This is a genomic window from Sphingobacterium sp. UGAL515B_05 (genome assembly GCF_033097525.1).
Taxonomy (GTDB): Bacteria; Bacteroidota; Bacteroidia; order Sphingobacteriales; family Sphingobacteriaceae; genus Sphingobacterium.
On sequence record NZ_CP109907.1, the window covers coordinates 5,477,950 to 5,502,164 of the forward strand.

Annotated in this window: 19 protein-coding genes; 5 read left to right on the top strand and 14 right to left on the bottom strand. The window is 43.5% G+C overall.

Annotation, left to right across the window (positions count from 1 at the left end):
• The first annotated feature begins 34 nt into the window (after window positions 1–34).
• From OK025_RS22970 to OK025_RS22990, 5 genes are all read left to right on the top strand, one after another.
• Entirely contained in the window at window positions 35–1,282 is a 1,248-nt protein-coding gene (locus tag OK025_RS22970; protein ID WP_317667052.1) for a S41 family peptidase, read from the top strand.
• 141 nt (window positions 1,283–1,423) lie between these two features.
• Entirely contained in the window at window positions 1,424–1,987 is a 564-nt protein-coding gene (locus OK025_RS22975; RefSeq protein ID WP_317667054.1) for a biliverdin-producing heme oxygenase, read from the top strand.
• A gap of 976 nt (window positions 1,988–2,963) precedes the next feature.
• Entirely contained in the window at window positions 2,964–4,106 is a 1,143-nt protein-coding gene (locus tag OK025_RS22980) for a DUF4932 domain-containing protein (protein WP_317667056.1), read from the top strand.
• A gap of 159 nt (window positions 4,107–4,265) precedes the next feature.
• The gene (locus OK025_RS22985) at window positions 4,266–5,321 is read left to right on the top strand and encodes a ketoacyl-ACP synthase III (protein ID WP_317667057.1); all 1,056 of its coding nucleotides are present in this window, start codon (window positions 4,266–4,268) and stop codon (window positions 5,319–5,321) included.
• A 352-nt stretch (window positions 5,322–5,673) separates the two neighbouring features.
• Window positions 5,674–5,865, top strand: a complete 192-nt coding sequence (locus OK025_RS22990; protein WP_070566486.1) for a cold-shock protein — start codon at window positions 5,674–5,676, stop codon at window positions 5,863–5,865.
• A 139-nt stretch (window positions 5,866–6,004) separates the two neighbouring features.
• Here the strand turns inward: OK025_RS22990 and OK025_RS22995 are convergent, their stop codons facing one another.
• The 14 genes from OK025_RS22995 to OK025_RS23060 form a co-directional block, all read right to left on the bottom strand.
• Window positions 6,005–6,598, bottom strand: coding sequence for a TlpA disulfide reductase family protein (locus tag OK025_RS22995; protein WP_317667058.1), 594 nt, complete (start codon window positions 6,596–6,598; stop codon window positions 6,005–6,007).
• 600 nt (window positions 6,599–7,198) lie between these two features.
• Entirely contained in the window at window positions 7,199–8,644 is a 1,446-nt protein-coding gene (locus tag OK025_RS23000) for a DUF4832 domain-containing protein (protein ID WP_317667059.1), read from the bottom strand.
• A gap of 128 nt (window positions 8,645–8,772) precedes the next feature.
• Window positions 8,773–10,266: a RagB/SusD family nutrient uptake outer membrane protein gene (locus tag OK025_RS23005; RefSeq protein WP_317667060.1), complete on the bottom strand. Its 1,494-nt coding sequence runs from the start codon at window positions 10,264–10,266 to the stop codon at window positions 8,773–8,775.
• Window positions 10,267–10,279: 13 nt separating this feature from the next.
• The gene (locus tag OK025_RS23010) at window positions 10,280–13,741 is read right to left on the bottom strand and encodes a TonB-dependent receptor (RefSeq protein ID WP_317667062.1); all 3,462 of its coding nucleotides are present in this window, start codon (window positions 13,739–13,741) and stop codon (window positions 10,280–10,282) included.
• Window positions 13,742–13,926: 185 nt separating this feature from the next.
• On the bottom strand, window positions 13,927–14,112 hold the full coding sequence (locus OK025_RS23015) for a DUF4974 domain-containing protein (protein ID WP_317667063.1): 186 nt from the start codon (window positions 14,110–14,112) through the stop codon (window positions 13,927–13,929).
• Between the two features lie 22 nt (window positions 14,113–14,134).
• The gene (locus OK025_RS23020; protein WP_317667064.1) at window positions 14,135–15,061 is read right to left on the bottom strand and encodes a FecR family protein; all 927 of its coding nucleotides are present in this window, start codon (window positions 15,059–15,061) and stop codon (window positions 14,135–14,137) included.
• Between the two features lie 59 nt (window positions 15,062–15,120).
• Window positions 15,121–15,690 (bottom strand): sigma-70 family RNA polymerase sigma factor, encoded by a 570-nt coding sequence (locus tag OK025_RS23025; RefSeq protein WP_317667065.1) that lies wholly within the window; start codon window positions 15,688–15,690, stop codon window positions 15,121–15,123.
• A gap of 443 nt (window positions 15,691–16,133) precedes the next feature.
• The gene (locus OK025_RS23030) at window positions 16,134–17,561 is read right to left on the bottom strand and encodes an NAD(P)/FAD-dependent oxidoreductase (RefSeq protein ID WP_317667066.1); all 1,428 of its coding nucleotides are present in this window, start codon (window positions 17,559–17,561) and stop codon (window positions 16,134–16,136) included.
• 20 nt (window positions 17,562–17,581) lie between these two features.
• Window positions 17,582–17,743, bottom strand: coding sequence for a hypothetical protein (locus OK025_RS23035; RefSeq protein WP_317667068.1), 162 nt, complete (start codon window positions 17,741–17,743; stop codon window positions 17,582–17,584).
• Between the two features lie 43 nt (window positions 17,744–17,786).
• Window positions 17,787–18,458, bottom strand: coding sequence for a hypothetical protein (locus tag OK025_RS23040; protein WP_317667069.1), 672 nt, complete (start codon window positions 18,456–18,458; stop codon window positions 17,787–17,789).
• A gap of 32 nt (window positions 18,459–18,490) precedes the next feature.
• Complete coding sequence (locus tag OK025_RS23045) at window positions 18,491–19,942, bottom strand: MBL fold metallo-hydrolase (protein WP_317667070.1); 1,452 nt, start codon at window positions 19,940–19,942, stop codon at window positions 18,491–18,493.
• Between the two features lie 20 nt (window positions 19,943–19,962).
• Window positions 19,963–21,432 carry a hypothetical protein gene (locus tag OK025_RS23050; protein WP_317667072.1) on the bottom strand — a complete coding sequence of 490 codons (1,470 nt, stop codon included), beginning with the start codon at window positions 21,430–21,432 and terminating at the stop codon, window positions 19,963–19,965.
• 23 nt (window positions 21,433–21,455) lie between these two features.
• On the bottom strand, window positions 21,456–22,805 hold the full coding sequence (locus OK025_RS23055; protein WP_317667073.1) for a beta-carotene 15,15'-monooxygenase: 1,350 nt from the start codon (window positions 22,803–22,805) through the stop codon (window positions 21,456–21,458).
• 41 nt (window positions 22,806–22,846) lie between these two features.
• A complete protein-coding gene (locus OK025_RS23060; RefSeq protein WP_317667074.1) occupies window positions 22,847–24,214 on the bottom strand; it encodes a RagB/SusD family nutrient uptake outer membrane protein in 1,368 nt (455 codons plus the stop codon).
• Window position 24,215: the final 1 nt, after the last annotated feature.

Sequence of the window (24,215 nt, forward strand, 5' to 3'; positions counted from 1 at the left end):
CTACAGGGATGAGGAACAAAATGCGCATCAAATAATGAGTCGAATCCGCCAAATAGTTGGTCTATTAGTTACAATAACTGCTATAACAGCTTGTCAGAACGGCAGTAAAACAACAACTCTGCCCGATGAACTTATTAGTCCAAAAACAGGAACAAAAAAGGAATTGACGCTCGACTCAATCTACCTGTATGCCAAACAGCTATACCGCTGGCAGGAATCTCTCCCTTCATATACCACATTTGATCCGCGGACGAAATATGCACAGATAGACCCCGAACAAACGGCTTATGAGCGGGCACTTTTTGCCCTCAGCCAATACGCTTTACACAAGAAAGATAGACCTTACGAATTGTCGACCATTCCCAATAAACCCAAATATTCATATTTGGAGCGTCGTCGTAACGACAAGAAAAGTAGTGGTCACATGGCCAGTATAGAAACAACCTACAGGTATGCTACACACCTGTCCTACTGGTCTGCGGGAAACAAACGGATTGCTTATGTTTACATTCCCTCCTTTCCCCAGCTCCAGACAGTGAAGGCCGAACTTGATCAGCTTGCAGCCGAACTGGCGCAAAAGCAAGTTACACATCTCATCCTCGATCTACGTCATAACGGCGGTGGTTATGTGGAGACCGCAGAATATTTAGCCAACCTCATTAGTCCAGCCAAACTGGATAAAAAAGTTATGTTCAGCGAGCAATTCCATCCGAATGTACAGCAAGGCAAAGCAAACCTACTCCTTAAACAACCCTATCTGGATGCCAATGGCAAAGTGGTCCAATACAAAGGCCGCCCTGCCACCCTCGCCGATGTGGATTATAGTGAAAAAGCCAATACACATTACTTTATCAAAAAGGGACAATTCAATTCATTACAGCAGCTGTCATGCATTGTATCAGAACGCACGGCTTCGGCAAGTGAATTACTGATCAGCAGTTTCAAACCTTATATTCCCATACGCCTGATTGGTCAGCAAACATTTGGCAAACCTGTAGGTTTTTTTTCAGTCCACATTGGAGATTTCGATGTATACCTAGCTTCATTTCTCATCCGGAATGCCAATGGCTGGTGTGATTATTTTGATGGCATACCCGTCGACCTGGCCTTAGCTCCGGTAGAAACCTCCCGCCATCCCGGGGATCCAAAGGAAGCCTGGCTTGCAGCAGCGCTAAAGGACATTGTAAAAGACGAAAACCGCACAGCAATTTCGTCGGCTACTAATTTTTCGATGCCAGCAGACGAAAATTTGCTACTTAAAACAAACTTTAGGTTAAAGTAAAAAACTTATTGCAGCTGGATTTTATCATACTTATGTTTAAATTAAAACCATTTTTCATAGATGATAAAGCAGAAAACAGCATAAATTTGTGGAAATAAATACGAATCTTTGTATAGAATTGTTATAAATAAAAATAGAAACATGTTAAGTCAACATATCAAAGAGCAAACGCACGCAGCTCACCAAAACGTAGAAGGAACGATCGTGCGCCAATTGAAAAATATTCGTTCAGAAGCAGATTACGCCGAAGTATTGAAAGGCTTTTATGCTTATTTCCGCGCCGTAGAAGATAATATCGCTCCTTTTGTAACCGCAGAAGTATTGCCAGATTTGGCCGAACGCCGCAACTCATCTTACATCAAAAGCGACATCGAAGCTCTGGGTGGCAACGTAGATAACCTGCCGGAAGCAAATGCTCCAGCTGTAGCAAATGTACAGGAAGCACTTGCATCATTATATGTTTTGGAAGGTTCAATCATGGGTGGTCCGTATATCGTGCAGATGCTCAACAAATATGGCGTTACCAAAGGAACTTCTTTCTTCGAAGGTTATGGCGAAAATAGCCGTGAGATGTGGGCTGGTTTTACAGCCGTATTAAACAAATATTCAGAAGATCCTGCCACTTATGATCGCGCAGTAGAGATTGCAAACCAAACTTTTTATAACTTTGGCGAAGTATTCACTCCTATTGCCAGTGCGAACTAAAATTGGAGTGTTCGTGTTTAATCCCATAAATGGAGCAAAAAGATAACAAATCTAAATGGCTTAAGCGTGCCGGAATTGGAGCATTTCTCTTCTTTCTGGCCAAAGGACTTGTATGGCTCGCTGTATTCTTTTTCGCAGCGAAATCCTGCAGCATATCTATTTAACTAAAACATGAAGCCTTCATCTAACGCTCAAAAAGGGCGCCAGATGAAGGCTTCAATTCTATCGGAGCTTTTCCAATCCAATACACTTTTTGCTGCAGGCTAACCCGTTGTTTTTTTATGTCGTGGGCTAATGTCTTCGGCTTGCGTTCGTATTGTGTTCGTACCACCTTCGGAGATGAACAGACTTGCAACAATTATTGACCAGCTTTTCACCAGAAAATTCCTGTTTAGGGTCTGGTCGAAAGCTGGTCAAAATTTGTAAAATATCTGCTTGCTTCCGAACAAGGGGCGAATAAGGTACGAATCAGGTACCAATCTTTTATGATTGATAACCTGACATAACATTTCTTCACTGATAGAAATTCCTCACAGACCGGCTGTAATTGCCTTTCCCAGGGAATTTTTCATAAAAGTTCTGCGTCTCACTCGATAAATTTTAATAGCACAGAATTCTGTGCCAGTGCGTGTCTACCCTTAAGACTGTTGCTGACACCGGAAAGATGCGACGAAATTTTTCGCTCAAACCAGCCCATATAGTGCGCTATTAAACATAAAAGCGAAAGATTTCCTCAGTATTAAGTTAAGCTCAATATCAAATTGAACGAATCGAATACACAACCGCTTCACCTTAAAAAATCATTCCTGTTTGAGCAAATTTTATTATAAAACAAGCAGAAATCTCCCTATAATTGCATTCTGGAATATTTCATCGAATAATGAAATTACCCAATCCGAAACAACAACGTAATCAACTGAAGTAAGAATGTCGTATTTACGGTATCCATCAATAATCGCATGAAATCAACAATACTATGAAAAGAAACATCTTTTTAATTTTAACCAGTTTTGTCTTAACCCTAAATATAGCCCTTTGCCAAGAGAAGGATGTCGATTTCAGCAAAGCCTATATTGCCCAAAATGACGGCAAGACAACTATTGAAATCAATGAGGCACAGGAACTCATCTATATTATCTTTGCAATAACGAATTTTGGAAAAGAAAATCCGAACATGACCAAACAGAATACGGCGTATTTTGAAGAGGTCAAATCGCATTTTACCCCATTTTCCAATCTGCCTATCGTAAAGAAATTTGACCAGCAACTACGGGAGAATCTTACCAACTATTTCCTCCTGGCGGCCAATGTCTATGGCTTTAGATTCAAGAAGGATGAACTAATGCCGACAAACATCTATATTTTTCCAGCAAAAGGGGTCGGAAAACATCAGATCAAATCTAATCCCATTCCCGGCTATAAAAAAGAGCTGGAAGAATTTGCCAGACAGACAGGATACCGCGCATTCTACAAACAGCATCAAGCCTACTACGACAGCCTTCGTACAGCATATGAGGAGTATGCTTCGATTGCCGAGCAAAAAGAATGGTTAGAAAAGAAATTCGATTATACAATCAATAGCTATCGTGTATTGACTTCCCCGCTGATTGCCGGGATGAATGCGACCCACACCTTCAAGTACAAAGGTTTCAAAGAAATTTTGCTTTTTTTACCCACCCTCCGCGAAGACGAATCCTGGAGCCCCAAATTCAAAAAAGCACTCAATACACGCATTATTTTTACGGAGATAGACCACAACTACGTGGGTCCATTGAGCGAAAAAAACAAAAAACAGATTGATACAATATTCAATAATAGGGACTTATGGGTCGATGTAGAAAACAAAAGTACGGTTCATTATCCAAGTCCGGTAAAAGTATTTGATGAGTATTTAACCTGGGGACTTTTCATCTTATATTGTTACGATAAGTTTGGAGATGATCATGATCTTTTTGGCCAGATTGTTGAAAACGTCAACGATATGATGGTCAATAAAAAAGGATTTCTCAAAGCAGATGAATTTAATGCTGAATTGTTCCGTCTTTATAAGGAAAGTAAAAACAAAGATATCCAGAGCCTATACAAGCCATTGTTAGACTGGTGCGAGAAAGAAAATTAGCACCATCCCGATAATATTTAGTAAATTGAAGGCAAGAAGGAAACAAGCCACTAAAAATGTGAATGTATACGACCACAAGGAATCAGCATAGCATAAGGGGATGATCGTCGATATATTTAACACATTTACGCCCTTTCATTTGGGTACAGAGCAACAATTATGAACATTAGGATCATTGGTTCGGGCAGTTTCATCCCTTCGAATCGCATAAAGAACGCATACTTTAAGGACCATCTTTTTTTAGATGAAAATGGACTGCCTTTCAATCAGCCGGCTTCGGTCATTGAAAAATTTAAGGCAATTACCGGCATTGAGGAACGTCGTTACGCCAACCCTAACCAGGTGGCTTCAGATCTGGCTTTTAAGGCTGGCCAACTTGCGATTGACGATGCAGGCATTGATGCCGAAACATTGGATTATATAATTGTAGCCCACAATTATGGCGATATTCCACATGGTAAAATTCAGTCGGATACGGTCCCAAGTTTAGCAAGCAGAGTGAAGAAAAAGCTCGGGATCAGCAATCCAAAATGTGTGGCTTATGATCTGTTATTTGGTTGTCCCGGTTGGAACGAAGGCGTATTGCATGCCAACGCTTTCATAAAATCAGGGATGGCAAAACGCTGTATGGTCATTGGCGCAGAAACCTTGTCGCGTGTTGTCGATCCTTTTGACAGAGATTCGATGATCTATGCGGATGGCGCTGGCGCCGTAATCATCGAAGCCACTACGACAGAGCAAGGGCTCCTATCACATGAAAGTGCTACTTATGCGCTTGAAGAAGCGAACTATCTCAATTTCGGGAGCTCGTATCAACAAGAGCAGAACCCCGATATACGGTATATTAAAATGAAAGGACGTAAAATCTATGAGTTTGCACTCAGCAAAGTTCCTTTAGCCATGCAGGCTTGCCTTCAAAAAGCGGATATTGATATCACGGCAATCAAAAAAATATTGATCCACCAGGCCAACGAGAAGATGGACGAAGCCATTCTGATGAGATTCTATGCACTATACGGTAAAGTACCCCCGCCCGATATTATGCCAATGACCATCCATACATTAGGAAATAGCAGCGTGGCAACCATTCCTACGCTCTATGATCTCATTGCCCGTGGTCAATTAGACAATCAATCCCTGCAAGAAGGCGATATCATCCTATTTGCATCTGTTGGCGCCGGTATGAATATCAATGCTTTTACTTATCGGGTTTAATGTAATTTTGCGACTATATCGTGTAGCTATTAGGCTAACACAGAGCCTGCATAGGATTTATTTCATAAAAAATAACAAAACACTGTATATATCAATATTTTATACTTAAATTTGTCTTATAATCGGCTCCGCCTTTGCTTATCTGAAATTGTCAAGTTATACTTAACACTCAGTTTTCGCATTTTCAGAAGCTTTTTTGTTAGCAAAACGGAGGTAAAGACCTTTTTGGACTTGAGTCAATCCAAGATCATTAAAATCAATTCCTATTTCTTGCAAAAATCGATTAACTATTGTTCATATTCATTTATCACAATAGTGCAGTACAGATTACTTTAATATAATTTATAAAACAATGCAAGAAGGAACTATTAAATTCTTCAACCAAACAAAAGGTTTTGGTTTTATTACGCCTGCTGGTGGTGGAGACGACATTTTCGTACACGTATCTGGTTTAATCAACGAAGTACGCGAAAATGACAGTGTAACATTTGATGTAGAAAACGGTAAAAAAGGCGTTAATGCAGTTAACGTACGTATCGCATAATTAAGTAAACACACAAGAAGATAATTTATTTATCTTCTTGCGAAGTGTAACGGGCAACCGTTACACTTTTTTTATCCATGCCATACCCAAGTACGGCAAAAAATCGGACGATTGATCGGTCTGGCATATGGAAGAATTTTTACAATCCAGCCAACATCACTTCTTCCTGTCGCAGAAAATATGGACTGTTATCTTTGAATCTCCCACGCTTCCTCGAATACTTTTTGATGATATCAACAACAACATCATCGGTAAGCTCATGCCCCTCTAACGTAGGAAAACCTTCCCAACGTACAATGCCATCCGGATCCACTAAAATACAATGTGGAATTCCCTGTACTTCGAGCTGTTTCTTCAACTTCCCTTTCGTATCGATCGCTGAGAAATAGTCTATCTTAATTTCCTTTGCCTTTTTAATGACTTCTGCTTTCTCATCCGAAAGGCCAATGATCACGAGTTTATCACCATACTTCTTATGCCACTCGTTGAGTTCGGGAATTACTTTCCGGCAAGGTCCACACCAGGTAGCCCAAAAATCAATGAGGATAAACTTATCCTTTGTTTCAGGCATATCAGTCAGCCATTGCTCCACCTCCAGTTTCGGTGCCTTTTGATTCAAAATTGATTTTGCCCACAATTTCTTATTGTTGTTGCTTTCCTGGGTATGACCGATTACATGGATCAGGCAAAGCGTAAATAGTAAGAAAGCTCTTAGGATAAATTTTACATTCATAAAACAGCTTGTTTAGTTCCCCTAATTTATGGATTTTTCCACAATCATTTGATCCTTTCATCCCACACATCGTCTTTTCATAGACACCATAGCGGCCTTTATAAGGCAAAATAACACCTATACTTTTAATTGATATAAAAAATACAATACGCTGTATATAAATAATTAGAACATTTATTAAAAACACAACAACTCCAATTTATTTGTTGTACGGCTCATAATTTCCAAATCGAGCCATACCGACATCCTTAAAAAATAATAGCGCACCATCGACATTGCCACGTCAAAAACAATATCCTAATCCATCCTCGCAGAAGCTAAATCGAGGCGCTCAGCAGACAAATGCAACGAAGTGAGCCGGCCCTTTATCTCATTCGTCAAGATAATACACAAATTGACCGCATTATACTGTAGCAAAGTGTACGATAGCCCTATTTACAAACACTGCTTTCGGAATCAAGACACTCCTGTTAAGCCTATTGAGCACCTACGTATACGGCTGACAAACTGGCACAACACCCATTAAAGTAAAAACATAAAACTATGCAGATAAGATATTTAACAATATAAATATAAACAGATAGTTACACATGATTCTCTTTACAACACATCAACTTTACCCATCGGATACCATCCGTCGGCAGTTCGCCCAGCGATAGCAAGACGAACTTTTGCCTCACCTGTATTATGGTCGACTATCCCCACCTCCAAGTTATATCTTCCAGTTTTTAATTCATATGGAATAAAAATATCCTTGTCATACAGAATGTCTCCCGGCAACCATGTTGATAAGTCTGCATCAGTAAGCCGACTAATCTCCCCTTGCTCATTCTTAAGCCGTATAGCCAATGAAAATTGCTTTTTATACAGCGGCGCTACTCCTTTGTTTTCCCACCATGAGCTAAAATCCATTTTTTGTCCGCGGACCACCTCCTTTGGATAAGTCATCCTTTTAAGCACAAAGCGGTAGCCCATCTTATTGAGCCATCTATTCACATGGGGCCACCATTCGCTTGGGATGGCCGAAGACTTCGCATTGAAACTTGAAATATGCCATTTCAGCGACTGATCGATGATATAATCGATATCCCAGCCCTCATCTTTCCACTTCTGCATAACCCAGCAGACCTCCAGACTTATTGGGGCCTTTCTCCAGGCATCCTGCATACCGAAACCAACAATTCCCTGTGGATAATAGTCGTACATATGGGACCAGTTGTCGTCAAAACCGCCCAAATCACCCAAACAATCGATACGCCAGCCCACAGGTCTTTTTGAAAGAGTATATTGTTGGGTTTTACGATCGGTCAATAAGGTGATTAAGGGGGTTTCCTTAAAATTATCGGTGTACGCATCGACCAGGCTTTCACGCGTAGCCTTAGATAGCTCTATCGTACCCCGGCCCTCGCCCCAAAAACCCACAATAGATAGATCGACCGCTTCCAGATCAGGATGCCCATCATAGCGTTGCGCGAGTTTCGTAATCATATTTCCAAAGTATTTTGCGTAGCGGGCATCTTCGGGGTCAACCCGCCAGCCCGCAGAATCCACAAACCACTCATTTTTCTTACCGACCATTGTACGATACCAGTCCGGTACATCATTGCCTTTATCCTCGCCCTCCCCATAGGGTGCGATCCGTAAAAGTAAGGACTGCCCTCGTTTATGTGCGGTTTTTAAAGCTTCATCGATCAATGCCCAGTTGAATTTTCCCTGCTTGGGCTCTAAAAAGCGCCAATACAAACGGAAGTATGCGATCGTGGTATTTGGATAATCCTTATTTTTCAGGTTCCGAACCTCACCTTGATATGCTATTGGCTTGCCCTCCGTCCAGGTCAGGCCGCGGTTTAAGCTATCTCCATTAAATCGCTGAAAAGTCATAAAGCCTATCCCCGGATTGTCCAGTACACTGTCGATTTCTTTTGGCAATATTCGGACGATCCCTTCTTTCTTGTAGTCTACAATTTGTGCCTGTGCATTTGACGTTAGCAGCGAGTAGGAAATAACGATTAAAAAAAAACTAAAAATGAAAAATAGTTTATGCATAGTAAGTTGTTTAAAAAAAAGCGCCAAGCTCAGCAGCTGAACATTGGCGCCTTGAATAAAGACCTTGATGGTCTGTTTTTATTCACTAATAACCGGGATTAATTACACCTAGATTATTACAACCCGGATTAATTATAACCCGGATTTTGTTTAATTACCCCATTCGTTTCATTAATCGCCTTACGCGGAATCGGCCAAAGCACAAATTCGGGTTTGGCAAACTGAGAACCATCCGCTTTCGCACGCTCAATATAGGTCCCCCAGCGGATCAGGTCCTCCCGTCGGATTCCACCTTCGCACCAGAATTCATAAAGACGCTCATCCATCATTTTTTTACGGAACTGATCTTTCGTCAGATTTTGGCTCCATGCCGCCAAACCAGCACGTTCACGTACTGTCTTCACCAGATCATAGGCTTCTTGGGTTGGACCTGACAATTCATTGATCGCTTCGGCCATTGACAGCAACACATCCGAATACCGCCATACCACGATGTTAACCCCATGCTTCTCACCTGTCGCACTCGGATCAACACCATATTTCATTGGTATCGCACCAATTACGCCGTTAGCACGTGCATCATAGGTTGTACCATCCGTTGTTGTCCATTTGGTCAGTAGGCGCTGCTTACGCTTGTCATTGCTTTCAAACTTATCGTAGGTCTTCCACGGCATTTTATATCCGCCCCATTGGGTCAATGCCACGCCGGTCGGGTCGGCATAATTTCCAGGAAGAGCATGCGCTAACCATAAGTTGGCGCTCTTGGCATCTATACGGGTCGGTATCGCAAAAATAACTTCCTTGTTGTCACCATTATTCTCGATTGTAAAGATATCGGCATAATTAGCTTTGAGCGAATGTCCTAATTTTTGCAGTTCCCGCCCATACTTGATCACATCATCCCAGCGTTTTTCCTGCATATACAGCTTTATAAGTCCCATTATACAGGCATCTTTCGTAAAACGTCCATATTCTGAGGATGGCAATGCACTCGCCAAAGGCAGTACTTCTAGGGCTTCTTTATAGTCCTTTTCGATTTGGGCAACCATTTCGGCTTTTGTAGGCCTGGCAATTGGAGCAGGATTAGGTTCTTTCATTACCGATGCATCCAGTCGCAAGGGCACTGGCCCATAATAACTGTACAGAATCCAGGCATAATGTGCCCGCAACGCTTTTACTTCACCCGTGTAAGTTTGCTTTATCGTTTCATCAATTGTCATACCCGAGAGTCTGTCTAGTACAATTGTCGCGTTGGTCACTGCCGGCATAAGATTGTTATAAAAAACAAAAAGCGCATCGCCCGGAAAAGTTTCAGAAAGATTCAGATTGTTGAACATAGGCCAGCCTGGCCAGCCCCATGAACAGATGAGCTCATCTGTCGTCGCGCTCGACTGCGGTACAATACCACCGAGACCGCAGCCCCAGATGCTATACCCATCATCAGGATTCAACGTAGAATATACCGCCGTAACAGCTAATTTGGCATCTTCTTTTGTTTTGTAAAATGATGTCTCACTGAATTTATCGTAAGTGACTTCTTCCAATGCTTTTTCGCAGGATGTTAGTGCCCCGGCCACCATAAGTGCAGCTACCAGTTTTATATATTTTCTTCTTGTAATCATGATATTTGTCTTTTTAAAATCCAACACTTGCGCCCACGGTAAAGGATCTTGTCATTGGATATGCATATAGATTTTGTAATTCTGGATCTACTCCCCTGTAGTTTGTAATGATAAACGGATTTTGGACATTTAGGTACACCCGCATGTTTTTAACAGTTTTTTGCTTTTGAATAAGTGATAGCGGAAGACGATAGCCTAATGTGATATCCCGCACACGGAGAAAGTTTCCATTTTCTACCCAAAAATCAGAACTGCTGGCATAGCTGCTGTAATTGCCGTTCAAACCTGTTGGCATGGTACCATCGGTATGGTCATACGCCCAACGATCTTTCGCTACGGAAAGAACATTCCAGCCATAGGCACCTAGTTTCGCATACACATCGGAATTGTTGGAATAATCACGATTGATTTTTTTCTGAATTAAGCCATAAACATATACCGAAAGATCAAAGTTTTTATAACTAAACTGATTGTTCATCCCGAAACTATAGTTCGGCACGGGACGACCATTACCTGTCGGATCATTATTCGTGTGTAACTGCACCATATCAGCGGTAGACAATTTGCCGTCAGGTTTTCCAGTTAGGTTTCCGTTGTCATCATAACCATTGACATCTTTTATGATAATTTCACCTGGCAAAATTCCAGGCATCCAGCTCGGTGCAGACATCGTTGCCGGATTGTAGATCCCATCCGACAAATAACCATAGCCTGCGTTAAAGTTTCCTTTTTCGGCTTCATAACGCGGCAGGGACTTGAGTGCTTCAGGCGCCCGACTTACCCAATAGTTTTTATAATGGGAAAAATTTATTGTCGTATTCCAGTTGAAGCCATCCTGCTGTACAAAGTTTTTGGTCTGTAGATTTACCTCCCAGCCCTGGCTACGTGTCTTTCCTGCGTTTATGCTTGCCTCACGCACCACATAGTCTGAGTTCAGATTAATGGTGCTCAGGAGATCCGTAAACTGACGGTTGAAATAATCAAAACTACCGCTAATACGCCCCTTTACAAAACCGAAGTCCAAACCAAGGTTAAATTCTGTCTGTGTTTCCCAAGTCAGGTTGGGGTTACTGATCTGCGATAACTTAACACCGGGTAGGTTGACACCACCGATCACATAAGGCGAATTGTTGTCATAGTATTCAAATGCACTACCTCCAATTGCCGAATTACCAACAGCCCCATAACCTGCACGCAATTTCAGGAAGCTTATGGCTGGAATTGCCTTGATAAATTCCTCTTCGGACACTACCCATGCGGCAGATATCCCTGGAAATGTTCCCCATTTTTTGTTGGCCGCAAAATGGGATGCGCCGTCTTTACGCACTGTACCCGACAAAATATATTTGCCATCATACTCATAGACAACACGAGCGAAATAGGATTTCCAAATTCTATTTGCATCTTTAAAACTGCCTAAATAAGGTCTTTGGGCAGTACCAAGTCCGAGGTTGTAATAGAGGAAGTTATCGGTTGGAAAATGATCATTTCCTGTATTGAGTCCATCGTGTTCGGAGATCTGGTACGAATGTCCGAGCAATGCCGTCAGGTGCCCCTTACCAATATCCTTTGCGTAATTCAACGTATATTCCCGTAATTGTGAAGAGGCATTTGTTTCGAATACGCCAGCCATACCTTCAGCCCGCGCTCCATATAAAAAGGTCCGCGGATAATACAAGCTCCGTTTGGCAGTACTCTGATCGTAGCTAAAACTAGCTTTTGCAGTCAGTCCTTCAAAAATCTTCCATTCCGCAAAAGCCGAAGTTAACCAGCGGTTAGACTTTGTCAGGTCCGTAATCGTTAGAAACGACATCGGATTGGGCGTATTTTGGTAGTCGGGATTGATTGGATAATTCCCCTGTTCGTCTTGAAACGGCATCGTAGGTGGATAGTAAAAAGCCGCCCCAATCATACCCGAATTTTCATATACACCATCCCCCATACTGCCATTGTTGGCTTTGGAACCCGTAGCGATCACATTCACTCCAACCTTAATATTTTCACCGATTCCCTGATCCAGATTGAATTTACCCGAATACCGCGAATAATCGGAATTACGAAGCACACCTTCCTGGTTCATATAGTTTCCGGACACATAATAATTGGTCTTATTGCTGGAGCCAGACATGGACAGATTGTGCTGCTGTGTGTTTCCTGTGCGCATGATTGCGTCAATCGCACTTGGATACACAGTCTGTTTATCGATCTGATCCTGCGTGTATTTAGGCACAAAAGCACCGACCGAATTTGGATCGACATTGCCATAGGGACCTATCTTATTATCCAGCATCCATTTTTCGCGAAGAATGCGGTTACGTTCCGTCATATAGTCCTTGGTCCCAAGGATATCGTAGTATTTTAACGACTTTTGAACAGCATGACTAAAGTCATATTGAATTGTCGGCAGCCCCTGCTTCCCTTTTTTTGTCGTGATCAGCACCACACCACCGGCAGCCCGGGCACCATAGATTGCGGTCGCACTCGCGTCTTTCAAAATGTCGATGTTCTCAATATCATTCGGATTGATAAAATTTAATGGTGAACGGTTCACACCTCCCGAGCCATATCTTGTATTTGTTGTTGGTTCGCCCGCATCGTCATTGATGATAACACCATCCACGATATATAATGGCCCCATCGAAGCAAACGATGCGTTACTCCGGATCTGCACCGACACACCCGCTCCAGGTTGCCCCGATGTTTGCACGACATTGACACCGGCAGCCCTTCCGGCAAGCCCCTGCGCAAAGTTGGTATTCGTTGCATTGTTCACATCGCTCATTTTGACCGATGCCACCGCCCCCGTCAAACTCTTCCGTTTTTGCGTACCATACCCCACAACAACAACCTCATTCAAAGCATTATCCTCCTTTTTCAGATTGACGGTCAAAGGAGATTGACTTGTTGCGACAACTTCCGATGTAGAGAAGCCTACAGAGCTAATAACCAAGATAGCTCCATCCTTTGCTTCGATGCTAAAATTACCCGCGTTGTCTGTTTGTGTTACTTTGGCCGAACCTTTCACTTTGATCGTCACGCCACTCAACGGGGATCCACTCGCATCCAGCACTTTGCCCTTGATCGTTTCTTGCTGTTGATTCTGTTCAGCGTTTACCGCAGGTTGTTTCTTACGGTGCAGCACAATGGTATTGCCTTTGATCTCATAACCTACGGGCTGATCCCTGGTCAGGGCTTCCAGACTTTCACGCAGGCCTTTATTCTGTAGGTTTAGCGACACAGGATGTGTATCCCCAAGATGTGTCTGTACAAGCACCAGCTCGTAGCCACTCTGTTTCTTGATCGACTCCACCGCTTCCCGAAAGGTAACTTTATTCAAATTTAGTGATATGCGTTGCGCATTAGCCGTCACATGTAACTGACTGCTAAAGAGCAGCAAAAAGGCTGGAACTACTTTTTTGACACTAGAAGGCATAGTCCAGCGGCACAGGTTTTGTGCTTGTTGATTAAAATTCATAAATTTAAGCATGTTTATGGTTCCTATAATCATTGATTATCAGAACCTATTTCCAATAATTCTAAGCGTGGAGGTGGTTGCAACACTTTCACGCTCTTTTCCCCTATTTTTGTAGATTTTTAGGAAGTATTGCCAAAGGCCCGATGCTGTATCATAATTTGCATTTTTTAGGAATGTGTTATTTATTATTTTGTTTGTGTCACTACAATTGTGTTTCCACTTTTGGAAAATTTCGCTAAACCGGTCATTTCGAGAAGATCAAGAACCTCGTCCACACGTTTTTTGCGCGATATGGTCGCATCAACTTTATCCTTCGGTACCGTGCCGACATAACGGACTTCAAAATCATACCAGCGGGCAAGTTCATCCATAATTTCTGGAATTTGTTTACCTTCAAAATTGAAAAAACCGTTTTTTCCAGGCAATCACATCCTCCACATTAACTCGCCGCTTGCTGAGCCCACTACTGGAAGCAACAAGCTGCTCCCCAGGCACTAATTTCACACTATTATTAACCATGACCGACCCTTCTAATAATGTCGTCATGCTACTGCTGGCATTTTGATCGCTTTTGACATTAAAATGGGTGCCCAATACCTTGATTTCCTGTTTATCAGTCACAACAACGAAGGGAACTTCCGGGTTTTTGGCAACTTCAAAATAGGCCTCGCCTTCGAGAATCACCTTACGCTGCTTTTGCCCCGCGAAATTAACAGGAAAACGCAGTGAGGATGAAGCATTCAACCAGACTTTGGAGCCATCGGCCAAGGTGAGTTGATACTGATGTCCTCTTGCGGTCATCAACGTATTGAAAACCGGGATATTAGAAGCCGCATTTAACCTATTACTATAGACAAGGGAACTGTCGTTACTTTTAGAAATCTCCGAATCTGTGCCCCCGGCGATCAATCCTTGTCCCTGTTTTTCGAGATCAATTTGATCCCCATTATCCATGACCAGGATCGTTCCTTTTTGAACAGACGGCATTTTCATATGGGTTATTGCTAGGTTATGATCACTTAGCGTGCTATTTCGTTGATATAACCACAAACCGGCTGCAATAACGCAGAGTAAGGAAGCTGCGAGCGTAGCCACAGCACGGATACTGGTAATTGATCTTTTCTTCTTAAAAGTTTTTCCTGCAATCACCTCCAAAAGGCGATCCTTCTGAATAGGATCCAATGCAGCCAGAGAATCACTTCGATTATGGTTCTGCTGCATCTCACACCATTGATGATATTGACGCAGGTCATCCTCCGATGCTACCCCCGCATCAATACGTTTCAAAATTTCCAGCAATTCCTTCGTTAGATCTTTCATGAATCCAATTTCCCCTTATTTTATAACTAAGGGACATGAAGACGGCGGATGTACTAGTCTTAATGAAAAAAAAATAAAAAAAATGTCCAATAAAAATTTTTAGAAAGGTAAACCCTTAGTTTTCTGAGCGATACAGCAAGGTGATTCCGTACCGTATTTTCGGAAATGCCGAGCTGTTCAGCGATATCATGATGGGGTAGGTAATCTTCGCGACTTAACACGAATACTTCTCGTGCCTTTGGTGGCAAGGTGCGAATAAAGTCATGGATCACAGCCTGCAATTCCTTGAGGGCAAGACTTTCGTCTTCGACCACATCGATTATCGCTGCTCGGTGATTGAGTATTTCTTCTCTTCTGCGACTTGTCAGGATTTTTCGGGTCAGCTTATACTTAACTGCAGCATACAGGTAGCTTTTTAAATGTGAGATGGTCAGTTCTTCGTGGTTCTCCCAAAGCCATACAAAGACATCCTGTATGGTATCGGTACAATCTTCCTCCTCTTTGATAATATTCATACCGAACAAAAATAGCTTATCCACATATTTTACATATATGGTCCTAAATGCTGAAGTATCCCCAGATTTGAGTCTTTCAACTAAGTCAAGATCTGCTTGATCATTTTGGTTCATAACCTATCATATTTAGGGAGGGCAATGGCAAAGCATGTATTAAAAGTAATTCACATGCTGTAAAAATCCCCTCTTTTCATCAAATCGTATAACGATGTTAAGTAGAATTATCAGTAAATACAATAGGCGCATAAACGCAAACGTTTGTTCAAAATTGTATCTCAGTGAACTTAATTAAGCTTATCTCCTATTTTTTAAAATCGAAAAATGGATGAAATATCGCCGACCGACAGGGCTTTTCTATAACTGAAAAAAACACACCAGAAAATGGGAGAACATTTGGTAAATATGTCCAAATTAGAAAGACAAAAGGCCAAGAAATGATCTTGGCCTAATGTAACATATTATTTGGGGTGTTTTCGTAGCTCTACTTAGCAAAAATGCTGCCGAAATTAAATACGACCCTACAATTTTATTTTTTATAAAAAATATTTAAAAGATGTTTATACCGACAAGCCGAAATGTTCTTTGAGCGCTGTCCGTGCAGCATGATACCCACACATGCCATGCACCCCGCCCCCTGGAGGTGTCGATGATGAACAGAGATAAATCGTGTCAACAGAGGTTCGATACGGATTTAGGGCCAAAATGGGCCTACTGTACAGCTGCGAAATATCCATAATACCGCCATTGATATCACCGCCGATATAATTTGGATTGTATGCTTCGAGCTCCGTAGGGGAAAAGGTATGCTTGGCCAGAATGGTTTCTTTAAAACCTGGCGCAAAGCGCTCAATTTGATTTTCGATCGCTTCGGTATAATCGATCTTACTTCCATTGGGGACATGGCAATATGCCCATCCCGTATGCTTCCCTTCGGGAGCACGACTGGAATCAAAGGCACTCTGTTGTGCAAACAGCACAAAAGGCTTATCCACTTTCTTTCCAAGATGGCTCAACCGCTCGCTTTCCGCAATTTCGGCATAGGTATTTCCCAAATGTACGGTAGCGGCCTGTTGGCAACGCGGATCTTTAAAAGGCGTCTTTTCAGACAATGCCCAATCAACTTTAAATACCCCCATTCCCTGCCTAAAGCCTTCGAGGCGCCTGCGGTAGCCGCTAGAAAGACCTATACCTTTGAGCTGCAACAACTGCGGGGGCGTGATATCACAGAGTAGAACTTTATGAGATGGTAGATCGCGAATGTCCTCTACCCAAAAGTCCTTTTGGATCTCCCCGCCCAGCGATTGATAATAACTTAATAAGGCATCAGCAATAGACTGCGAACCGCCTATTGGAATTTGCCAGCCATATTTATTACCTACAGCAGCTAACACTATGGCAATTGCCGAAGTTGTCCAATTGCTTAGTGGCTGAATTCCATGTGCCGCCATGCCTGCCCATAAAGCCTGTGCCTGCGCGGAAGTGAAGCGCTTCGCCGTCCAGCTTGCCGGCTGAAGTGCATCCAGCCCAAATGAGACTGAAGACAAAGGGTGCTTCGGAAAGGATAATGGTCCCATAATATCGGCAGCAAGGCTATCCCAACGTGTCACAACCTTTTCTACCAGCTTACGATAGCTTTCGCCATCCGCCCCCAATCCCTTTACCGTTGCGGCAAGACTATGGTAAAGAATTCCAGTTTCCCCTTCGTCCAATGGGTGTGCCGCCGCATACTCAGGCTTAACAAAAGATAGCCCAAATGCTTCCAAAGGCAAACTCCTGAAAAATGGCGATGCCATAGCCATGGGATGAATTGCCGAACAGACGTCATGTTTGAAGCCCGGAATTGTAAGTTCCTTGGTTCGCATTCCCCCACCGATTGTATCGGCACCTTCAATTAGCAGCGTGCTCAACCCCTGCTGCTGAAAGGTAATCGCTGCTGCCAGTCCATTTGGTCCCGAACCAATAATAATTGCATCAAATTTTCGCATAAGCTAGTTTTTAATCACTCCTAGTCGCAGCCTGTATTGGGCTGTTCCTTTTTTGAGCGCTTTGACGAAGTAGAATCGGACAACGATTTGCTATTATCCTTTTTTTTACCTGCAGATCCGCAGGAGATTGTAAATGTCGTTAAAACAAACGCTAAAAGTCCAAGATTAATTATTTTTTTCATATGTTATCCATTTAATTTACAATGATGTTGATGTCGTGTGGCCTTATATCAGATGTTCATCCAAAAAATATGCGCGATACCGTTGCTTTAACTCCTGTCGCTGTATACTATCAAGCTTGATTTTCGGATCGGTCTGCGATACGACCGTAGAAACAACCTTATGCACGCCTTTACCTTTTTCAATAAATAATACCGTCGGCGAAGAAATCCGTTTAATGGAATCAATCCCCACAGCTGTATAAGGATTTAGAATTTCGTGAAATTTTGCCAAAATAGCCTCATAACCCGGGCTCCCGGCCTTGGTCGTGATCACTTTACCGTCCTTATCTTTCTCCTTAAGATCCCGGATATCGTGAATATTGAGGTAATAAATAGCCGCCTTTTCCTCCTGGGCAAATTCCAGCAGCGGCGTTATGGCATTCCGAAACCAGGGACAGCTGGGCCATCCAAAAAGGACAATACCATTTTCAAGCTCCAGCACATCCTGTTCGGTCGCATAGACGATCCGCGGATTGTCGGGAATTTGTACCGGCACTTTGTTCGTTTTATTTAGGCTTTCAAGTTCCTGTTTAAAGCGAACTCCTTCTTGCTTTTTAAACGAAACCTGACTATTTTTTACGGCTTCCTTCGTATCCTGCCTGGATTGGCAGTTGGTCACATTGAGCAACACCACCACTGCTAATAACATGCTAGCCAACAATTTTAAATCTTTCATATCATGTATGCATTTAAGTGTAATTCCTCTCGTTAATTCACCGATTGCTTATAGCTTTTAATATGTTCACCAATATCCCAGACCTGCACTTTTGGTGCCCATTCATTGATGAGGCTGCTTGCAATGGCCGAGCGATAACCCGAAGCGCAGTGCACAACAATAGGTTTATCCACGGGTAGTTCGGCAATATGTGCCTTCAATTCAGCCAGCGGAATGTTATGTGCTCCTTTGAAAACTGGTCCAGTCTTAGCTTCCTCGGCCGTACGTACATCCACTATAAAATATTGCTCTTGCGCCCTGTCAAATGCAGCCTGATCAAAAGCTGTCGAAGGCTGTCCCGCGAAATCCCCATACAACACGACACCTTTAACAAACTGTTCATAGCCAATTTTAGCCAGCTTTTCAAGCTGTACCTGCCCCTGTTCTTTGGTATCGACAACAAGATAAAAGCCGTCTTTCGGTTCAATAAAAGTCCCTACCCAAGATTCTGACTTGCTACGTTCGGGAATATTAATGGCCTCCGGAAAATGTGACGCCTTAAATTCTGAAGCGGGGCGGGTATCGAGGACAGTGCTCAGCGCCTGGGGCACCGCCGCTGCCGAAACCACTGAAATACCCGACAAAGAAGCCAATAATGGCTTTGCTCCCCGACGATTCAATGCTACATTATAAGGGAAGTAAATCGGTACAGGCGGACGGTCTGCCAGAATCCGCTGGACAAACGCTTCTTCCGATTTTTGCTGAAAGGCCAAATTATGGGTTCTTTCAGCGCCAATAATACTTTGCTTAGCACCCTTTATTGCATTTCCGCACAGTGATCCAGCGCCATGAGCTGGATACAAAAGCACCTGATCGCCTAACGTTGCATAGATATCATGGACGGTGTGGTAGAGCTGCCGCGCCAGTTTTTCGCGCTGCGTAGCCTGTTCTCCCGAATACTCGCGCAGATCGGGCCTTCCGACACCACCAATCAATACCGCATCCCCCGAAAAGATCGCCACATCGCGACCATTTTCTTTTAGCAAAACAGATATGCTATCTGGTGAATGTCCGGCTGTATTGATGGCATGCAACACAATTCGGTCCGAAATCTTTAAGGTATCGCCATCGTCAAAAGTATGGTGGGGATAGGTCGCACGGACAAGCTTGCTGACATAAACGGGAACTTTCAGATCCTGATGAATCTCCAGATGGGAACTCACAAAATCAGCATGCGGATGTGTTTCTACAACCGCAATAATTTTCGCTCCCTGCTCCTTTGCATAAGCGTAATAGGGTCTTGGATCACGGGCCGGGTCTATAAGCACAATGTTTTTATCGGCCAAAATCGCATAGGAAAACTGTGCCAGGCCTTCATCTTCAAACTGCCTGATGCTGTAGCCATTCGCTAAATTATTGATATTTCCAAAACAGGATACGCCCTGACCTGCCGAAGCAAGGGTAAAAAGTACAGCTGAACGGTGGATAAATGATCTTCTATTCATAACATTCTTTTTTTAGACAATTAGTAAGTAAAGAGTGTATTTTTCATATACCATTCCTTACCGGTGAGATAGGATTCTTTAACGCGATTGAGGGTAATTTCGAGGTTATTGCCACTGGCATCCAGCCCCTTGAGTTTGATCTGTTCGGCTGTCGGTCGTTCGTAAGCCCATTTCAGCACATGGAGGCTATCGCCCTGCGCTTTTCCATACAGGGCTTTCAGTCCCACATCTAGTTTTTCATCTAGTTTCTTACGTTGTTCCTTACTGAATTTCTGATTTTTATCGATCAGATACAATGCGTGTTCTGTCGAGTCTATTTCATAGTAGAGGTAGTTCTTCCCTCCGGCCCGGCCTGTAAACTCGTAAGTTTTGAGCACATCATTTAAAGCCGGGGTACCATTGCCAAGATCGATCGAATTGGCTTTATTGACTTTGTAGACCAAGGTCGAATAACGTTCGAAAAAGGCCTCATGCCAACGTACTGAATCGGCAGGTGAATAAGCCTGAGACTTTCCATTCAAAAGAAAACTCGAAACCTCATAATGTCCTGCAGCTTTTGCTAGCCCAGGAAGTACAGGTTCTTTTAGACGCCCTTCATCATAGAATCGCTCATAGCGATAAAAGCCGTAAACGAAAATAAACAGGATCACAATGGTCGTCTTTAGGCCAAAGTAAAATGGCTTATTCCACTTCCTGACAAACTTGGGCACATAGTAATAGGTACTTACTGGTTCGCGCCGGATAAAAAGCTTCCAGATTGCAGGCAGATACTGCAGCAATAGAAAAAGGGAAAGCAATACAAAATATGAGCTGTATACATGAACTGCTCCATCGTAGGCAATATTGGCGTGGGCAATGTTAAAGAGGACTCCAGCATTGATAATGGCTCCTATGACGACCGTGGGTCGAAAGAAGAGCAGGCTTCCCGCCGCTATCTCCAAAAAGCCTAAAAAGATCTCATATTTATAGGATACACCGACGATTTGCCAATACAACTTAAAGGGGGCATATTCACCGATATCGGTATTCAGATTGGCAAGGGATGGAAACGGCATCTGCATAGGAAAGAACTTGATAAATCCGAAAGCGATCAGCCCCAGTGCAATGCGGTAGCGTACCAATACCCGCAACCAATAGTAAAGCGCATCATAGCGTTGCACCTTACTATTTCGGGCCAATATCGTCCAGATGGAAGCACCCAGCACCGCTATCAGGCCATTGAGCCACCAAGACGTATACGATGCGAAACCCCATTTGCCACTTTCGCTGTCTATTTCTATCCAACCTGTGCGCGACCCACCGGCGATCGTTGCCATCCAATCATATAATGATTCGGGTTTAAAAACTTTTTCGTACCATTCCCCATCCAGGGGTACCACCATCAGGATAAAGAAAATAAAGGTGAATCTAAATCCTACTTTCTCCCAGTACTTCCAACCCTGCTCCTGCTGGCTGGTAGGAATGCTTTCCAAATATTGAATCGTTGCCATAAAATTTGTCTAAATTTGAATCGTTAATAAATACGGATCGGTTTTCTGCGGCCTTCCTGCAACAGATATTTCTTGTTCACTTTCTCTAGCCGTACCTGCAATGAGTCGCCCAGCTGGTTGATACCATCAAGGATCAGCGTACGTTTGTCTGGGCGATCGACCACAAAGGTAAAAGTGTGCCCTTTACTCACTTTTCCGGTAAGTTTGATTGTGGTTGTGCGCTTATCAGTTCCCTGCTTGCTCGTATAGCCAAAGAATTCGCGGCCACCATTACCAAGGTATTCGTAGTTACGCTCGCGGTTGAAAGCGATACGTGGTTTGAGACTATCGACCTTTACAGAACGGTTTCCACGGATGCTGAGCGTATTCCATTTTTCAAATACGACATCCTTCCATCGCAATGTATCGCTCAGCGAATACGGAATAGTATCGCCTTTCCAGACGAAGTCTTTTACATTGTATACGCCTGCTGCTCCTTCCAATCCCTTTTCATCGGGGAATGGGTAATCGGAATTCTTCCAGCTCAGGTAAGCCTGCACGCTAAATACAGCGATCAGCAGCAGGAACAAGACCTGCAGATAAGGGCGGATTCCAGCAAGCCTGCGGCCATAGACAGGCCAAAAACCATCGGGAACAGTCGCTGCCTTTTTGATCAGGAGCTGATAAAAACGGGGCCAGTCGTACGAGAAAATAACGACCGCAAGTAATAGTAAAAAGGAACTATACACCTGTTCACCGATTTCGTACACATAGTTGACGATAACAACATTGAGCAATAAAGCGATGAGTAATCCCGAACCGATGATTGCCGTGCGTCGGTTCAGTAAAAATAGTCCGCCCAAGATCTCCAGCGCGCCAATTACAGGCAGATATCCAGCAGTTGAAATACCGTTTGTAAGATAATAGAGCTTCCAGAGCAGGAAATCACCGTATTCGGTATGCAATTCGCTAATAGTCGGCTCCGGAAGTTGTATAGGGACGATTTTGACAAGGCCTATAAAAATAATGGCCAATGCTAAACGATAACGCAACAGTACGCGGAGCCAGTAAAATACACGATCGTCATCGGCCTTAAAAGTCTGCCGGATTTTACGGCCAAAGGCCCAAAATAGCAAGAGTGCGAGCGCCAGGGCAATTGCCCAGTTGTAGTATCCGCGCACATCGCTACCGACGAAAGGGCTTTCGGCGACAAAAGAAGTGCGGTAAGTCGCCAATCCAAACCAGTTCTCCAATGAAAACAGGTCCGCAAATGAACTCCCCGTAAAAAGATTAGGGTCGTATGGGATACTGAGTATCAAAAAGAAGATCAGGCCGATGTATAAAATAGCTGAGCGATAGCGCTTAAAAAAATGAGAGTCTGCAAATGTTGTCATTTCAATACGATTTAATGGAAAAAAACACGTGAGTCATCCGATCAATCCAAACCTGGATTTTGCTGTAGATCCGGGTCTATCGAAACCTGAGCGTACGGTATAGGCAGCAGTAGCCTATTCACAGAGGAAATATTGAGCACCTGTTGCGCGCGTCCCGTCCGCAACAGATCGTACCAACGATGGTTTTCCAGGGCAAATTCAACGCGATTTTCATCTTCCACGGCCTGCAGGAGCGCTGCCGCTCCGAGACCTTGCAAGGGTTTAATGTTGGCGCGTAAGCGTATGGCATTTAAGTCGGCCAAAGCCGCTGTCAGATCGCCAGATCCATTCCGCTGCGCCAATGCTTCGGCGCGGATGAGGTAGAGCTCGGCCGTACGGATCAAGAAGACGGGATCCGTACGGTCTGTTCGGTAATACAGATTGCCGATCAGGATATTCGGATCTGTGGACGAAGAGGTCTTGGATACCAATGCCGTCCGATCCCCACCAACAGTAGGATCTACCAGCAGGTCGTAGATGGCCTGCGAAGGTCTGATCCAGGCAGTTCCCCCATTATTACCCGACAACCATTGACTTGCCTGACCGCTGGTATTGTTGATATCATAGACCAATTCAAAGACCGATTCTTTGGTATTGGAGGTATTGTTGGCATAAAACGAGCGATATGGGCTCACCAAACTATAATTGGTATTATCATCAATAATATACGAGGCATATTTTATCGCTTCAGACCAGTTTTTCTGATAAAGGTAGAATCTTGCCAGCAGTGCACGTGCTGTTTTCTTGGTCGCTCGGATGCGATTAGTTTCATTGGGCAATAGCTGTTCGGCCTTTTGCAGATCCTGCAACACCTGCGCGTAGGTGTCAGTCAAGGAGCTTCTTTTTACCTGCGGTAGGCTGCTGGCCGAAGTGGTCGGCTGCAACACGATCTGTACACCACCCCAGGTTCTGGCCAGATCAAAATAGGCCAATGCACGCACGAAATAGGCCTCCCCAACAAGCTGGTTTCGATAGGCCTCAGTAAAAGTGGTCGTCAGCGCCAGGTTAGGTACTTTGGTGATCACATGGTTGGACCGGTTGATAGTGGCATAAATCTGGTTCCATGCCGTAGCCAGGACAGCGAGGTCAGATTTTACCGTATGATTGGTCAAGGTCTGATGGACAGTTTGGCTACCCCGATACACGATGTTGTCTGCCGAAAAGAATCCTAGCAGCTGAAAACTATAGCCATAGTAATCGTTGGACCGAAGTGCCGAGTAAATACCGCGCACGGCTGTTGCTGCAGAACCCGCATCGACGATGGTCACTTCATCAGACACTGAATTCTTGGGCTCCACCTCCAAAAACGAGCTGCAGCTACTGAGTTGTAAGACAAGAAGCGGAAAAAGGAAATATGTAATTTTTTTCATG

Excerpts from the sequence above, each read along its gene's own strand:
- OK025_RS23025 (WP_317667065.1), bottom strand. The coding sequence starts at position 15,690 with ATGAACCAAAATGATCAAGCAGATCTTGACTTAGTTGAAAGACTCAAA.
- OK025_RS22970 (WP_317667052.1), top strand. The coding sequence starts at position 35 with ATGAGTCGAATCCGCCAAATAGTTGGTCTATTAGTTACAATAACTGCT.
- OK025_RS22975 (WP_317667054.1), top strand. The coding sequence starts at position 1,424 with ATGTTAAGTCAACATATCAAAGAGCAAACGCACGCAGCTCACCAAAAC.
- OK025_RS22980 (WP_317667056.1), top strand. The coding sequence starts at position 2,964 with ATGAAAAGAAACATCTTTTTAATTTTAACCAGTTTTGTCTTAACCCTA.
- OK025_RS23050 (WP_317667072.1), bottom strand. The coding sequence starts at position 21,432 with ATGGCAACGATTCAATATTTGGAAAGCATTCCTACCAGCCAGCAGGAG.
- OK025_RS23060 (WP_317667074.1), bottom strand. The coding sequence starts at position 24,214 with ATGAAAAAAATTACATATTTCCTTTTTCCGCTTCTTGTCTTACAACTC.
- OK025_RS22990 (WP_070566486.1), top strand. The coding sequence starts at position 5,674 with ATGCAAGAAGGAACTATTAAATTCTTCAACCAAACAAAAGGTTTTGGT.
- OK025_RS22985 (WP_317667057.1), top strand. The coding sequence starts at position 4,266 with ATGAACATTAGGATCATTGGTTCGGGCAGTTTCATCCCTTCGAATCGC.
- OK025_RS23020 (WP_317667064.1), bottom strand. The coding sequence starts at position 15,061 with ATGAAAGATCTAACGAAGGAATTGCTGGAAATTTTGAAACGTATTGAT.
- OK025_RS23045 (WP_317667070.1), bottom strand. The coding sequence starts at position 19,942 with ATGAATAGAAGATCATTTATCCACCGTTCAGCTGTACTTTTTACCCTT.
- OK025_RS23005 (WP_317667060.1), bottom strand. The coding sequence starts at position 10,266 with ATGATTACAAGAAGAAAATATATAAAACTGGTAGCTGCACTTATGGTG.
- OK025_RS22995 (WP_317667058.1), bottom strand. The coding sequence starts at position 6,598 with ATGAATGTAAAATTTATCCTAAGAGCTTTCTTACTATTTACGCTTTGC.
- OK025_RS23035 (WP_317667068.1), bottom strand. The coding sequence starts at position 17,743 with ATGAAAAAAATAATTAATCTTGGACTTTTAGCGTTTGTTTTAACGACA.
- OK025_RS23030 (WP_317667066.1), bottom strand. The coding sequence starts at position 17,561 with ATGCGAAAATTTGATGCAATTATTATTGGTTCGGGACCAAATGGACTG.
- OK025_RS23055 (WP_317667073.1), bottom strand. The coding sequence starts at position 22,805 with ATGACAACATTTGCAGACTCTCATTTTTTTAAGCGCTATCGCTCAGCT.
- OK025_RS23000 (WP_317667059.1), bottom strand. The coding sequence starts at position 8,644 with ATGCATAAACTATTTTTCATTTTTAGTTTTTTTTTAATCGTTATTTCC.
- OK025_RS23015 (WP_317667063.1), bottom strand. The coding sequence starts at position 14,112 with ATGGATGAACTTGCCCGCTGGTATGATTTTGAAGTCCGTTATGTCGGC.
- OK025_RS23010 (WP_317667062.1), bottom strand. The coding sequence starts at position 13,741 with ATGAATTTTAATCAACAAGCACAAAACCTGTGCCGCTGGACTATGCCT.
- OK025_RS23040 (WP_317667069.1), bottom strand. The coding sequence starts at position 18,458 with ATGAAAGATTTAAAATTGTTGGCTAGCATGTTATTAGCAGTGGTGGTG.